12 protein-coding genes are annotated in these 13,583 nt (G+C 73.6%); 6 read left to right on the plus strand and 6 right to left on the minus strand.

Going from position 1 to position 13,583, the window contains the following annotated elements; genetic code table 11:
* Positions 1-439: 439 nt before the first annotated feature.
* The gene (locus tag ACH4E7_RS12975) at positions 440-1,483 is read left to right on the plus strand and encodes a homoserine dehydrogenase (RefSeq protein WP_396249095.1); all 1,044 of its coding nucleotides are present in this window, start codon (positions 440-442) and stop codon (positions 1,481-1,483) included.
* 479 nt (positions 1,484-1,962) lie between these two features.
* Positions 1,963-3,909: a glycoside hydrolase family 5 protein gene (locus tag ACH4E7_RS12980; RefSeq protein ID WP_396249096.1), complete on the plus strand. Its 1,947-nt coding sequence runs from the start codon at positions 1,963-1,965 to the stop codon at positions 3,907-3,909.
* Positions 3,910-4,235: 326 nt separating this feature from the next.
* Here the strand turns inward: ACH4E7_RS12980 and ACH4E7_RS12985 are convergent, their stop codons facing one another.
* From ACH4E7_RS12985 to ACH4E7_RS12995, 3 genes are all read right to left on the minus strand, one after another.
* Positions 4,236-5,435, minus strand: coding sequence for an NAD(P)/FAD-dependent oxidoreductase (locus ACH4E7_RS12985; protein WP_396249097.1), 1,200 nt, complete (start codon positions 5,433-5,435; stop codon positions 4,236-4,238).
* The gene (locus tag ACH4E7_RS12990; protein ID WP_396249098.1) at positions 5,432-5,629 is read right to left on the minus strand and encodes a ferredoxin; all 198 of its coding nucleotides are present in this window, start codon (positions 5,627-5,629) and stop codon (positions 5,432-5,434) included. Before ACH4E7_RS12990 ends, ACH4E7_RS12985 begins: the two co-directional genes overlap by 4 nt.
* Positions 5,630-5,745: 116 nt before the next feature.
* Positions 5,746-6,945 carry a cytochrome P450 gene (locus tag ACH4E7_RS12995; RefSeq protein WP_396249099.1) on the minus strand — a complete coding sequence of 400 codons (1,200 nt, stop codon included), beginning with the start codon at positions 6,943-6,945 and terminating at the stop codon, positions 5,746-5,748.
* 238 nt (positions 6,946-7,183) lie between these two features.
* Between ACH4E7_RS12995 and ACH4E7_RS13000 the strand changes: the two genes are divergently transcribed.
* Both ACH4E7_RS13000 and ACH4E7_RS13005 read left to right on the plus strand, forming a co-directional pair.
* Positions 7,184-7,708, plus strand: a complete 525-nt coding sequence (locus tag ACH4E7_RS13000; protein WP_396249100.1) for a MarR family winged helix-turn-helix transcriptional regulator — start codon at positions 7,184-7,186, stop codon at positions 7,706-7,708.
* Positions 7,709-7,739: 31 nt separating this feature from the next.
* Entirely contained in the window at positions 7,740-9,326 is a 1,587-nt protein-coding gene (locus ACH4E7_RS13005) for a PTS transporter subunit EIIC (protein ID WP_396249101.1), read from the plus strand.
* A gap of 46 nt (positions 9,327-9,372) precedes the next feature.
* On the opposite strand, the gene ACH4E7_RS13010 is transcribed toward ACH4E7_RS13005, so the two are convergent.
* Both ACH4E7_RS13010 and ACH4E7_RS13015 read right to left on the minus strand, forming a co-directional pair.
* Complete coding sequence (locus tag ACH4E7_RS13010; RefSeq protein ID WP_396249102.1) at positions 9,373-10,209, minus strand: hypothetical protein; 837 nt, start codon at positions 10,207-10,209, stop codon at positions 9,373-9,375.
* Positions 10,210-10,253: 44 nt separating this feature from the next.
* Positions 10,254-10,502 (minus strand): hypothetical protein, encoded by a 249-nt coding sequence (locus tag ACH4E7_RS13015; RefSeq protein WP_396249103.1) that lies wholly within the window; start codon positions 10,500-10,502, stop codon positions 10,254-10,256.
* A gap of 170 nt (positions 10,503-10,672) precedes the next feature.
* On the opposite strand from ACH4E7_RS13015, the gene ACH4E7_RS13020 reads away from it, so the two are divergent.
* A complete protein-coding gene (locus ACH4E7_RS13020; RefSeq protein WP_396249104.1) occupies positions 10,673-11,026 on the plus strand; it encodes an antibiotic biosynthesis monooxygenase family protein in 354 nt (117 codons plus the stop codon).
* A 204-nt stretch (positions 11,027-11,230) separates the two neighbouring features.
* Here the strand turns inward: ACH4E7_RS13020 and ACH4E7_RS13025 are convergent, their stop codons facing one another.
* Positions 11,231-12,598, minus strand: coding sequence for a helix-turn-helix domain-containing protein (locus ACH4E7_RS13025; RefSeq protein WP_396249105.1), 1,368 nt, complete (start codon positions 12,596-12,598; stop codon positions 11,231-11,233).
* A 193-nt stretch (positions 12,599-12,791) separates the two neighbouring features.
* Here ACH4E7_RS13025 and ACH4E7_RS13030 point away from each other — a divergent pair, with 193 nt between their 5' ends.
* Positions 12,792-13,493: a DUF4232 domain-containing protein gene (locus ACH4E7_RS13030; protein WP_396249106.1), complete on the plus strand. Its 702-nt coding sequence runs from the start codon at positions 12,792-12,794 to the stop codon at positions 13,491-13,493.
* Positions 13,494-13,583 lie beyond the last annotated feature (90 nt).

Below are 13,583 nucleotides of genomic sequence, written 5' to 3' on the forward strand. Positions count from 1 at the left end.
CCCGCGGGGGGCCGGGGGGGGGGCGGGGGGGGGGGGGGGGGGGGTGGGGGCCCCCCCCCCCCGGGGCGGGGGGGGGGGGCGCCCCCCCGGGGGGGGGGGCCCCCCCCCCCCCGACGTCGCCAGTTCTCGGCTGCCCCGTACGTGCCGAAGGCCGAGGTGGTGGCCTCCGGCGCCGGGCCGGCCCGGGTGGGTCACGCCAGGGCGATCGCGAGGATGAGGACCGCGATCAGCGCGGCCCCGATGCCGACGACGAGGAGGATCGCCCGTCGGGCGTCCGGCTGGACGATGACGTCATAGGTCAGCGCAGGGCTTGCGGCAGACCCGGGCCGACTTCGGACGCGATCCGGACGGCTCCGGGCAACCCTGCGCTGCACTCGGCCAATGCGTCGGCGTGCGCCCCCGCGCGCCGAATCCCGGGGTCGCTCGGTAGTCTGCCGGGATGCCTTCATCGCACGGTAGGACCAGCGCGCCGCCCGAACCGGTGGATGATCCGGCGGTCGTGCTGTCGGGCTTCGGTCCCGTCGGCCGGGCCTACGCCGAGCGGCTGCTGACGAGGGGTGACGAGATCGCGCGCGACCACGGGGTCCGGCCGAGGCTCGCGGCCGTGCGCGTGGGATCCGCGCAGATCCTGGTGCGCGACGGTGACCCGGTACCGCCGCGAGCGGTGTGGGGCCCGTTGACCGCGTTGGAGGACACCCTCGAACAGACCGGCGCGCACGCGCTGGTCCAGGCGCTCCCCTCGTCGCCGCAGGCGCGGCGGCAGGCCGCCGAGGAGGCCGCCCTGGCACTGCGCCGCGGGGTCCACGTGGTCACGGCGACCAAGATTCATCTGCTCAGCCACTGGCGGGAACTCGGCGACGCCGCGCGGGCGGGCGGCAGCCTGATCAGGATCTCCGGCGCGACCGGTGCCGCCCTCCCGACGGCGGACCTGGCGCGAACGGGCGTACGCGGTCTCGGCTGCCGGTCGATCAGGGCCTGCCCCAACGGGACCGCCACCTTCGTCCTCGACCGACTGGCAGCGGGCGATTCCCTGGACGAGGCGGTCCTCGAGGCGCAGCGCCGCGGCATCGCCGAAGCCGACCCCTCGGCCGACCTCTCCGGCGGCGACGCGGCGACGAAGGCCCGGCTGCTCGCGGCCCTGCTCTGGGGCTGGGACCCGTCGGCCGTGCGCGTCAGCACGGAGGCGGTGGACGCGCGGGCCGCCCGGGAGGCGGTGGCCGCGGCCGCCCGCGGGCAGCGACTGCGCGCCGTGGCGACTGCGAGCGCGGACCACCCGCTGGTGGTCGAGGTCCGGCTGGAACGGACCGTCCCCGGCGACCCGTTGTACGCGCTGACCGGTCCGGAGAAGGCGGTCGTCTACGGCTGCCCCGACGCCGGGGACATCACCGTGAGCGGCGGCCGTTCCAGCCCGCTCGGCGCGGCGCTCGCGATGCTGCGGGACACCCTCGACGTGCTGGCGCCCCGCCGGCTCGGCTTCGGCTGAGCGGGGGCGCCTGCGGGGCGCAGGCGGTCTGTGGGCTTCCCCGGCGGGGCCGGGTCCGGGACCATTGCGGGTGGGGAACGGGGGAGCGGTGTACCTGAGGGATCCGAGGACCGGGGCGGGGCGGTGGTCCCTGACGCCGGTCGCGGTACTGGCGGGCCTCGCGATGATGCTGGCGGGCGCGGCGCTGACCGCCGTCTGCGTGCTCACCACCCGCGGGCCCTTCCTCCGCCCACCGACGGGGCGGTGAAGTCGGCAAACTGCCTGGCCGAGCCGGATTCCAGCCTGGCCGGTCCGCAGCTGATCATCTGGGACTGCAAGGCCAGCGCCAACCAGCTCTGGTGCCTGCCCTCCTGACAGGGCGCACGCCCCGCCCTTACCATGCACACCTCAGGCCTGTCGTCGGACCGCGCCCTCGGCGGTCCGACGACAGGCCCGCGTATGTGCGCACCCCACCCTCACCACCACGTCCGGGAATGACCATGAGACGACCTGTGATCCGCGCCCTGGCGGCGGGAACGGCCCTGTTCGCGTTCGCCATGACAACCGTCGGGGGTGCCGCGACGGCATCGGCCGACACCACGGCCACCGCCGCCGCGCCCACTGTCCTGACCGGCGCCCAGCTGGCGGCCTCCTGGGACGGCCCGCTCAGCACCCGGGGCCGGTACATCGTCGACGCCTCCGGCAACCGCTTCAAGCTGAAGGCGGGCAACTGGGCCGGTGCGCAGGGAACGTGGGAGGGCAGCGGTTCGACCACCGACCCCGCGAACAACCAGGCCGGCCAGGTCTCGTACAACCTCCCGCTCGGGCTGGACCGCGCACCGATGGGTGAAATCCTCAACGGGTTCCACCGGTTGGGGATCAACAGCATCCGGCTGCCGTTCGCGAACGCGCTGATCCACGACACCTCGACGGTGCCGGACGTGGCGGTGGCGGCCAACCCGCAGCTCAAGGGCAAGACCCCGCTGCAGGTCTACGACGCCGTGGTGGCGGCGCTCACCGCCGACGGCTTCGCGGTGATCCTCAACAACCACACCACCAGCTACCGCTTCTGCTGCGGCCTGGACGGCAACGAACGCTGGAACAGCGGTCAGAGCACCCAGCAGTGGGAGGACGACTGGGTGTTCATGGCCAACCGCTACAAGGCCGACAAGCGTGTCGTGGGTGCCGACCTGCGCAACGAGGTCCGCCGCGACACCTGGGACGACCCCAACTGGGGCATGGGCGACAGCCATGACGAGAACGCCGCCTTCGAGGAGGCCGGCAACAGGATCCTCCAGGCCGACCCCGACATGCTGATCATCATGGAGGGCATCAACTGGTACGGCATCCCGTCCGCCCTCTTCTCCCACGGCCGCCCGATGCTCGCCCCGGTCGCCACCCTCTCCAACACCCTGATCAACTCCGGCAAGTTGGTCTACGCCGCCCACTTCTACGCCTACACCGGCCCGGCCAACACCGGCGCCGGAAGCGGCCCGGGCTCGACCAGCGACCCGCGTTACGAGGACTTCACGCCGGACCAGCTGGCCTCGGTGGTCAACCAGGAGGCGCTGTTCGTCACGCAGGCCGGCCAGCACTTCACGGCGCCGGTGTGGGTGAGCGAGTTCGGCGCGGGCGGGCGCGGCTCGACCGACGCCAAGGAACAGGCCTGGTTCCGTGACTTCACCGACATCCTGGTCGCCAACGACACCGACTTCGCCGTCTGGCCGCTGGTCGGCTGGCAGAACGGCGGCGTGCCGCAGGACAGTTGGGCGCTGCTCTCGTACGATGCCAAGGGCGGGCAGCTGTCGTTGGAGGACCAGGGCGACTGGCGGTCCACCGACTGGAACAAGCTGGTGAACGCGCCCTCGTACACCGGGCAGGTCGCGAAGTCCGCGCACTGGAACCAGCTCAACCTGGACCACGGCGACTACAACGTGTCGGCCCGCATGATGGCGCTGCCCGACTGGAGCGGCGGCAACCGCAAGGGCAACTGCCCCGACGGTGAGCGCCTGATCGGCCTCGGCCGCAGTGACAGCCGGGGCCTGTGCACCGACGCCGGCGAGCCGACCGTGGGTACGGGGGACTGGGTGACCGTCACCGACGAGCGGTACGTCACCGAGGGCGACTGGGCGTCCGGCTACAACAAGCTGCAGTGCCCGGACAACACCTTCGTCGTCGGATACTCGGTGCACAGCAACGCCATGTCCGCCCTGCTGTGCGCCCCGTCCGCCGCGAAGCTGCCGCTGAACGGCCGCAACGTCTGGTTCGACCACGCCGACAACCGACCCTCGGCCTCCACCGGCTCCGACTCGGCGGCGAGCGACTGGGCGCCGGGCCACTACAAGGGCCAGTGCGCCTCCGACGAGTACGTGGCGGGCGTCGGTTACACCTGGCGCTGGCTCCACTACGGCGTCCCGGACGTCCTGCTCTGCCGCCCGCTCGGCTGAGCACATGACCCCGACGGGCAGCCCGGCCGATTCGACGGCCGGGCTGCCCTCGTCACGTTCGATGGTTCGACTCCGAAGCGGACATGGGAAGTTCGCGACGCGGCCGGAATATCTACGCCCGTTGCGGGAACCCGGGTAAACGCCCCACCCGACGATCGCACCGTACGGTCGAACAAGCCCGCCACCGCACTGTCCGCGGGATGACCCGGGAACCTCGGTCACGGTGGCACTCGCCGCCCCCGCGCCGCCGTCGCCCACCACCAGCGCCCGAGCCCGCCGCCCCGCCCGGCCGGCGGTGGGGCGGCGGGCAGCTCGGCAGCCCCGGTTCACTCCGCTGCGGGCGGCCACGGGCTGTGCGCCGCGACCTGGGTGCGCAGCCCGCGCAGCGCCCGGGCGGAGGCGATGCCGACCGCGCCGCTGACCAGGCCGTCCCGTACGCAGACGGCGGCGAAGCGGTGTTCGGCGAGGCTGCCGTCGACCACCTCGAAGTGCTCGGCGCCGCCGGGGCGGCCGAACACCTGGATCCGCAGCCCGTACTGGTCGGTCCACAGGTAGGGGACCGGCTCGTAGGCCTGCCGGGCGCCGTCCGGACCGGCCAGCAGGTTCCGGGCGGCGTGCATCGCCTGCTCGGTGGCGTTGGTGCGCTGTTCGAGGCGTCGGCGGCGGCCGGTGCGCGGGTCGGGCCAGGAGGCGGCGTCGCCGGCCGCCCAGACGCCGGGGCCGGCGGCGCAGTAGGCGTCGCAGACCACGCCGTCGTCCAGCGGGACGCCGCTGTCGGCGAGCCACTCGGTGGCCGGCTCGGAGCCGATGGCCATCAGCACGGCGTCGGCGGCCAGTTCGGAGCCGTCGGCCAGTCGCGCGCCGGCCGCCCGGCCGCGCCGTTCGAGCAGTGCCGTGGCCGCGCCCCGGTGGATCCGCACCCCGTGCTCGCGGTGCAGGTCCGCCAGCAGCGCGGCCGTCTCGGTGCCCAGGACGGCGGCCAGCGGTGTGGTGGTGGAGGTCAGCCAGGTCACCTCGGCGCCGAGCCCGACGGCGGTGGCCGCCGCCTCGGCTCCGAGCAGCCCGCCGCCGACCACCAACAGCCGTACGCCCGACCGCAGTTCCTCGCGCAGGGCGAGGGCGTCGGCGAGGGTGCGCAGCACATGGGCCCCGGGCAGCGGCGCGTCGGCGCCGGGGAGCCGGCGCGGGCGGACCCCGGTGGCCACGATGACGGCCTCGCAGCGCACCCGCCGGCCGTCGGACAGCCGCACGGTGCGCTCCCGGCGGTCCAGGCCTTCGGCCCGTACCCCCAGGCGCAGGTCGAGCCGGAGCTCCTCCAGCGCCTGGGGGCCGCGCAGGGCCAGACGGTCGGGCTGCCACTCGCCGCCGAGCAGGTGCTTGGACAGCGGCGGGCGGTCGTACGGGGGTTCGTCCTCGGCCCCGATCAGGGTGAGCCGGCCGTCGTAGCCGGACCGGCGCAGCGCTTCGGCGGCGTGCAGTCCGGCCGCGCCGGCGCCGACGACGGCCACCTCCCGCAGAGCGGTCACACCTGCTCCAGGCGGATCGCCGCGGCCGGGCAGACCGCGGCGGCGTCCTGGACGGCCTGGTGGAGTTCGGCGGGCGGCTCGGCGTCGAGCACGACGACGATGCCGTCCTCGTCGCGCTGGTCGAAGACGTCGGGGGCGGCGAGTACGCAGTGCCCGGCGCCGCAGCACTTCTCCTGGTCGATCTGGATGAGCATGGTCTTCCCTTCGGGACATGGCCGGTCGGGGCCCTGGTGGGGGCTGACTCCGGTGGATGTTAGGCGCGTCGGGGTGCTTGCCACTCGGCGCTCGGTCGGGGCCCGGTCGGGCCGGGTCACCAGGCGATCGGCAGCTCGTGGACGCCGTAGACGAGCATCTCGCCGCGGAAGCGGATCTCCTCGAACGGTACGGCCAGGCGCAGTTCGGGCAGTCGCCGCAGGATGGTGTCGAGGGCGATCTGCAGTTCCATCCGGGCGAGGGGCTGGCCCAGGCACTGGTGGACGCCGAAGCCGAAGGCCAGGTGGAGGCGCGCGTCGCGGGAAAGGTCGAGCCGGTCGCCGTCCGGGAACCGCTGCTCGTCCCGGTTGGCGGTGTTGATCATGCAGACGACGCCCTCGCCCGCCCGGATCCGCACACCGGCCAGGTCGACGTCCTCGACGGCGACCCGGGTCAGGCCGGAGTGCACGATGGTCAGGTAGCGCAGCAGCTCCTCGACCGCCGCGGGGGCGGTCTCGGGGTGCCGGCGCAGGTGGGCGAGCTGGTCGGGGTTGCGCAGCAGGGCGAGGACGGAGAGCGCGGTCATGTTCGCCGTGGTCTCGTGGCCGGCGACCAGCAGCAGCCGGCCCATCGCGCCGATCTCCTCGGTGCTCAGTTCGCCGCGGGCCACCAGGCGGCTGAGGATGCCGTCGTCGGGTTGGGTGCGCTTGGCGTCGGTGAGCTTGACCAGGTAGTCGGCCAGTCGGGCCTGGGCGGCGGTGACGTCCTCGGCCGAGGAGTCGCGGCGCAGCAGGACGCGGCTGCACTCCTGGAAGAAGTCGTGGTCCTGGTAGGGGACGCCGAGCAGCAGGCAGATGACCAGGGACGGCAAGGGCAGGGCGAACTCGCGGACCAGGTCGGCGCTGGAGCGTCCTTCGGTCATGCGGCCCAGCAGGTCGTCGGCGATGCGCTGGACCTCGGGGCGCAGCGCCTCGACCTTCTTGATCATGAATTCGCCGGTGAGCATCCGGCGCAGGCGGGAGTGCTCGGGGTCGTCCATCCGGATGAAGGTGGGCTGACCGGAGTTCAGCTGCCGGGCGCCCGCGCTGATGAACGGGAAGCCGGGCCGGCTGGAGTCGGAGCTGAAGCGGGCGTCGGAGAGGACCGCCTTGACGTCCTCGTGGCGGGTGACCAGCCAGCTGGTCGAGCCGTCCCAGAGGGAGATGCGGCTGACCGGTTCCTCCTCCCGGGCCTGCCGGTAGGCGGGCGGCGGGGCGAACGGGCAGGCGCCGCGGGCGGCGGGGTGGGTGAAGCGTGGGGTCTTCGCGCCAGTGGCCATCGGGGGACTCCCCTTCTCGGAGCTGGGTGGGGGCCGGCGGTGCCGGTCGGGTGGGCCCGCGGGTGTGGTGGGGCAGGGCCCAGGCCATTTACGTGCCAAAAGCAACTAACTGACCGTCACGCTAACTCGCGTTCCGTGGCGATGAAAGGGCGCATCGGCGGACGGCCCAATCTGTCCGAAATCCGGTCACCGCTGCCCGCCACGGCCGCGGGCCGCACCGGATCGCTACAGTTCCTCCATGCCGGACGCCGAAGACGATCGGACCACCGCCTCCGACCTGGAGGCCGTACTGGCCTCGCTGGCCTACCTGCTGACGCGTTCGCAGGAGCACGAACGCCGCACCGCCCGGGCGGGCATCACGGCCGCCCGCTCGGACGTCTACCTGCTGCGCGCGCTCGCCGAGGCCGAGGGGGCCAGCCGGGTGAGCGACCTGGCCGACCGGCTGATGGTCAAGCCCTCCCACGTCACCCGGCAGATCGACCGCCTGCAGGGCCAGCGGCTGGTGGAACGCACCCAGGACACGCTGGACCGCCGGGCCCGCCAGGTGGCGATCACGGACGACGGGCGGGAGACGCTCGACCGCCTGAAACAGGCCAACATCGCCGGACTCACCAGTGCGCTGGACGGCGTCCCGGAGCCCGACGTCGCCGCCACGGTCAGTGTGCTGCGCCACCTGGTGGACCGCTATGTGCACCGGGTGCGCACCACCATGCTGTCCGAGGACGACCCGCTTGCGGAGCGGTCCGTGCCCGCCACCGGTTGAGCGACGAGACCATCCGGGTACGTCCTTCGTCATGTCGGACGAGAAGAACCGCGCCGTGGCCGAGGCGATCCTCCCGCTGGTCGGCGGCGGCGCCAACATCCGCTCGGTCGCCCACTGCATGACCCGGCTGCGGCTGGGCCTGGCCGACCGCTCCCTGATCGACCACCAGGCGCTCAGCGCGCTGCCGGCCGTCCTGGGCACGGTCGCGGACGACACCTTCCAGATCGTCCTCGGCCCGGGCGCCGTCGCCGGGGTCACCGCGCAGCTGCGCCGGCTCCTGGACTCCGACGGCGGGACCGAAACGGGGAGCGCCCCCACCGCCGAGGCTCCCACCGCCGAGGCTCCCACCGCCGGGGCCCCCACCGCCGGGGCCCCCACCGCCGGGGCCCCCACCGCCGGGGCTCTCGCCGGGCGCGGCGAGCGGATCCGGGCGGAGGCCCGGGTGCGCAACGCGACCCCGGCGAAACGGGCGCTGCGCCGGATCGCGAACATCTTCGTCCCGCTGATCCCCGCCCTGATCGGGTGCGGGATCGTCGCCGCCCTCTCCGGGGCGCTCGCGAACCTCGGCTGGGCACCGTCACTGGTCACCGCCCTGGGGCCGGTCTCCGCGGGCTTCATGTCCCTGCTCGCCGTCTTCGTCGGCTACAACACCGCGAAGGAGTTCGGCGGTACGCCCGTGCTCGGCGGGGCCGTGGCCAGTGTGATCGTCTACGCGGGCGTCGCCAAGGTCGAGGCGTTCGGCCACCACCTCACCCCCGGGCAGGGCGGAGTGGTCGGGGCGCTCGGCGCCGCGCTGCTGGCCGTCCAGCTGGAACGGTGGACCCGGCGGATCCTGCCCGGCGCCCTGGACGTCCTGGTCACCCCCACGATCACCGTCCTGTTCGGCGGCCTGGCCGCCCTGTTCGGCCTGACGTTCGTCGCCGGGGAGATCTCCACCGCCATCGGCCACGCCGCCACCTGGCTGCTCGCCCACGGCGGCCTGCTCGCCGGGCTCGTGCTCGGCGGCCTCTTCCTGCCGCTGGTTATGCTCGGCCTGCACCAGGCCCTGATCCCGATCCACACCACCCTGATCCAGCAGCAGGGATCCACCGTCCTGCTGCCGATCCTCGCCATGGCCGGCGCCGGCCAGGTCGGCTGCGCCGCGGCCGTCTACCTGAGGCTGCGCCACAACGCCTCCATCCGGGCCGTCATCAGGTCCGCGCTGCCGGCCGGCCTGTTCGGCGTCGGCGAGCCCCTGGTCTACGGGGTCACCCTGCCGCTGGGGCGCCCGTTTATCACCGCCTGCGTGGGCGGGGCCGCCGGAGGCGCCTTCGTCGGTGCCGCCGGCCAACTCGGCGGGGCGGTCGGCTCGACCGCCATCGGCCCCTCCGGCTGGGCCCTGTTCCCCCTGCTGGCCGGCCCGCACGGGATGGCCGCGAGCGCCGCCGTCTACGGCGGGGGACTGGTGACCGGCTACGTCGTGGGCTTCCTGGCCACGTACTTCTTCGGCTTCACCCGGGAGACGCTCGCCGAGTACAACGGCCGCGCCGCGGACCCCGCTGCGGATCCCGCTCCCGCTCCCGCCGTCGCTCCGAGTCCCACCGCCACCGTGGACGGTGGAACGCATCCCGGCGCGTGAAGGCTCCCACCGGTCGCCGCCCCTCGAAGGCCGCAGTGGCCTGCCGTCAGTTCACCCCGCGCGCCCGCCGGCCGTGCCGGAGTTCGACAGCCGCCCGGACCTCCGCCAGCGCGCGGTCACGGTCGACCGGCGGCGGCTGGAACCGGCCGGCGGCCACTCGGACGTGCTCCTCCCAGCCGTCCCGCCAGAACTCGACCGTCCACCCGGGCCACCGCTCCGGCATCTCGTACGCCTGCGCCGACGCCCCGAGCACCCACCAGCCCACCCGGCGCCGTAGCGGATCGACATGGACCCCGGCCTCGGCCGCCAACCGGCACACCCCGTGCTCCGGAGCACCCACCAGCCGCTCCAGCAGCGCGGTCCCTTCCCGGACCGGGTGGTCGGAGGCGTGCGCCACCACATGGCAGCGGTCCGACCCGACCGTCACCACCGCGACCATCGGCTCCGGGTCCGCGAGGTCCTCCTCGTCCGGCTCCAGCAACTCCCCGACCAGGGTCTCGCGCCCGCGGTCACGGACGTGCTCCGGGTCCAGCCCCAGGTAGGTCCGCAACTCCGCGGGGCCGTCGTACGTCCAGCGCACCTCCCACCCCGCCCAGGCCTGCCGCAACAGCTCCAGGGTCGCAGCGCGGTGCCGCATCACGACGCTCGGCCCCTCCCAGGCGAACATCAGCAGCACCTTCCGGCCGAGGTCGATGAGCGCCGCCCCCTGGCACAGCACGTCGTCCAGCCACCAATCGTCCATCCGCAGGCCCCGGACCATCGAGAGCGCCGCCGCCGGACCCGCCAGCAGGTCCAGGTCGATCCCCACGGCACCGAACCGGGACAGGTACAGCTCGTACTCGCCGCTCTCGCGGACCACGACGAAGTTCGCACGATCAGCCACGCGCCCAGAATGGGCGACACCGGAATCGGGCCGCCACCGAATTGCTACCGGTCGGGCGCGGCGGTCTCGATGGCGGCGAGCAGACGGGCGTGGACGGCGCCGGCGGCGTCGCGGGTGGCCGGGTCCGGGTCGTCCAGCTGGCCGGCGATCAGCTCGGCGGCCGCGGCCAGCACCGGGACCGGGACGGTGGCGGTGCGCAGGTGGAGCAGCTGGGAGGCGGCGCGCTCGCCGGCGGTGGTGGCGCGCGAGGTGGGGATGAGGTGCTGGAGGCCGCGGGGGAGCTGACTGGTCATCGGCCCATTGTCCCGGCTCCGGCAGGTCCTCACGCCCGGCTCGTGGGCTCGTGGTCGTTTCCAGGTCTGGAGGAGCGTTCGGACAGCTTCGGCCAGGAGCCCGATCCCTCATGCATCCCGTTCAGGGAAGAAGCTGGCTTGCCGGGCGCGTCCCGCCTTACGGTGGCGCCATGAGCGATCACTCGGAAGCGCCTGTCACGCCCGTCGGAGCGTACGAACCCCCCTACTACATGGCTGTCTTCACGGCGGTGCGAACCCAGGACCAGAGTGGGTACAGCGAGACCAACGCACGCATGGAAGACCTGGTGAAGGACATCCCCGGGTACCTGGGGATGGACTACGCGCAGACTCCCGGAGGGCTGGCCATCACCGTCGGGTACTTCCGCGACGCCGAGGCCCTCGCGGAGTGGCGGTGCAACGTCGAGCACCGCGCGGCGCAGAAGCGCGGGCAAGCCGAGTGGTACCAGAGCTACACGCTGCACGTGGCGAGAGTGGAGCGGAGCCACGGGTTCACGCGAGCGTAGCTCCCGCAGCGCCCGAGGGCAGTGGCCGGGGAGCGGCGCGAGGGGGCGGGATGGCGTGCCCTGGGGCGTGCCGTGTCGACCGTTTTGCACCCGACCGAATGTCACCGTCCAGCGCTGGTGCCCGACAGCGGTACCGCGTGACGTGGCCGCCCCTTCGCAGGAGAGTCGTCATCGCGTGACCTAGATCGACTTCTGAAGTCGACCCTAGCCGTCCGTCCGCTTGATCCACTCGCTGCCGCCCAGCGGGTAGTCGTAGCCGGGGCGGTTGACGTCGGCGCTGGTGCGGAAGGGGGTGCCCGCGTTGTCGATGCGGATGGTGCCGCGGCGGTTGCCGCTGGACCAGTCCAGCGTGAGGTCCCATCGGACGTCGTGCGCCTTGGTGTGCGCGGTGACGTAGAAGACCTCGGGGTCGGACTTGCTGACCTTGTACGGGAAGTCGCGCTGGCCGCCCTGGAGGGTGATCACGGGACTGCCCCTGTCGAGATCGATGTCGAAGGACTTGGTGTCGACCTCGCCGCCGCAGCCGACGCCCATCGAGTAGTCGTTCCAGGCGGGCGGCGCGCCCTTGGCCGTGATCCGTACGTGCAGCGCCTCCAGGACGACCGTGTCCGCTCCGGTGCCTTGGAGGGTGAGGGCGACCTCCTGCTCACCGGAGGAGACCGCGCCGTAGGCGGCGGCCCAGCGCGGGGCGTCGCGCTCGGTGGCGGGCGGCCCGACCTGGGCGGGCGCGCTGTTGACGAGGAAGTGCTGGCTGCACGGGTCGGCGTAGACGTACGGGCGGGTGCCGACGGTGAGCGGCGCGGGCGCGTCGCCTGGCGGGGTGGGGGTGGGGGTGGGGGTGGCGGTCGGGCGCGTGGGCGCCGTCGCGTCGGTGCTTGCCGCAGCGGTGGCGGTCGGGCGCGTGGGCGCCGTCGCGTCGGTGCTTGCCGTAGCGGTGGCGGTCGGTGGCGCAGTGTGGGCGGTGGGGGCAGTGGGGCCGGGGACGGATGGCTCCGGTACGGCCCTCGGGCCCGTCACCGTGGAACCGGCGGGCGGCCGGCCGCCCGATTCGTTTCCGTCGCCCCAGACGGCGGGACGCATGACCACCACTAAGGCAGTCAACAGGGCGACGGCCGCAGCGGAGGCGATCAGCGCGCTACGGCGGCGCCGTGGCGGTGCGGGCTCCGCCACCACCCCGACGACCGGCTCCCCGCCCGTCTTCCCTGCGGGGGGTTCCACCGCAGGGGCCGTCGGGCCAGTCCGCGGCTGAGCGATCGGGGCCGGGGCCTGGACCGGAACCTGGGCTGGCTCCGGGGTCCGGTCTGGCCGGCGTCCCCGGGCCGCGTCCGCCAGGATCCAGCTCCGGTGCAGTGCCACGAGCTCTTCCGGGGTCGCCCGGCACGCCCGTGCGAAGCGCTCCGCCGACACGTACTCATGGGGCAGCGCCGTGCCGTTGCAGTAGCGGTGCAGCGTCGACGTGCTCGTGTGCAGCCGCTTGGCCAGCGTTCCGTAGCTCAGCCCCGAGCGGGCCTTGAGCTCGCGCAGCAGCCGCGCGAACTCCTCCGCCTCCGCGGCCCCCGTACCCTCCGACACCCGTCCCCTCCGTTCCCCCGGCGTCCCGTTCCAGCGTTCCAGCCCCGTTCCAGTCCCGCTGGTCAGAGCCTCATTCGCCGTTCCACCCTACCCATCGTGCCGCCAGGCGTGGCGGTTGGGACGGATCGCTCCGCAAGCTTCGGTCATCCGATCGACCCATCGTCCGAGCGAATGCCGAAAGGGGCACGACCACATGTCCGTCCGCACCTCCCGCACCCGTCTGATCACCGCTGCCGCGAGCGTCGCGCTCGCCGCCTTCTCGATCACCGCGTGCAGCGACAACGGGGACATCGCGACGGCGACCGGCCCGTCGCTCAGGGCCGCCGTGCCCACCACGCCCGCCCCGACGTCCGCCAACACCACCGCCACCACCGCCACCACCGGCGGCCGTGCCACCGCCTCCACCGGCAAGGACCCGGCCACCGCGCCCCAGTCCACCGGCCCCAAGCCCGTCACCGGCACCCCCGCGCCGAAGGCCCCCGCAGCTCCCTCGGCGGCCAAGCCGACCACCTGCGAGGGCTCCAACACCAAGACCACCGCCGCCCCGCTGAACCGCCCCGTGAACCACATGCTGCTGACGGTCACCAACACCGGCTCCGGCACCTGCTACCTCTACGGCTACCCGGCCGTGCGCTTCGGCGAGGCCCAGTCCGTGCCCCCCGTCATCACCGATTCGAAGCCGCAGGCCGTCGTCACGCTCCAGCCCGGCGAGTCCGGTTACGCCTCCGTCAACCTGTCCTCCACCGACGGCGGCAACGGCTCGCACGGCGACACCGCGATGTCCCTGGCCGTCTACTTCCACGGCCCCTCCGGCAACGAGAGCGTCGGCGCCGCCGCCAACCCGCCGCTGCCCGCCAAGGGCGTCTACGTGGACGACTCCCTCAAGGTCACTTAGGGCGTCCGCCAGTAGGTGCCGAGCTAATCGGCAGTAGCAGGGCAGGCACGGTTCGCCCGATCATGGAGTTCTCTACGCTTCATGATCACC

The organism is Kitasatospora sp. NPDC018058, assembly GCF_044327205.1.
Classification (GTDB): Bacteria; Actinomycetota; Actinomycetes; order Streptomycetales; family Streptomycetaceae; genus Kitasatospora.

Excerpts from the sequence above, each read along its gene's own strand:
- ACH4E7_RS13020 (WP_396249104.1), top strand. The coding sequence starts at position 10,673 with ATGAGCGATCACTCGGAAGCGCCTGTCACGCCCGTCGGAGCGTACGAA.
- ACH4E7_RS12995 (WP_396249099.1), bottom strand. The coding sequence starts at position 6,945 with ATGGCCACTGGCGCGAAGACCCCACGCTTCACCCACCCCGCCGCCCGC.
- ACH4E7_RS13005 (WP_396249101.1), top strand. The coding sequence starts at position 7,740 with ATGTCGGACGAGAAGAACCGCGCCGTGGCCGAGGCGATCCTCCCGCTG.
- ACH4E7_RS12990 (WP_396249098.1), bottom strand. The coding sequence starts at position 5,629 with ATGCTCATCCAGATCGACCAGGAGAAGTGCTGCGGCGCCGGGCACTGC.
- ACH4E7_RS12980 (WP_396249096.1), top strand. The coding sequence starts at position 1,963 with ATGAGACGACCTGTGATCCGCGCCCTGGCGGCGGGAACGGCCCTGTTC.
- ACH4E7_RS13000 (WP_396249100.1), top strand. The coding sequence starts at position 7,184 with ATGCCGGACGCCGAAGACGATCGGACCACCGCCTCCGACCTGGAGGCC.
- ACH4E7_RS13030 (WP_396249106.1), top strand. The coding sequence starts at position 12,792 with ATGTCCGTCCGCACCTCCCGCACCCGTCTGATCACCGCTGCCGCGAGC.
- ACH4E7_RS12975 (WP_396249095.1), top strand. The coding sequence starts at position 440 with ATGCCTTCATCGCACGGTAGGACCAGCGCGCCGCCCGAACCGGTGGAT.
- ACH4E7_RS13015 (WP_396249103.1), bottom strand. The coding sequence starts at position 10,502 with ATGACCAGTCAGCTCCCCCGCGGCCTCCAGCACCTCATCCCCACCTCG.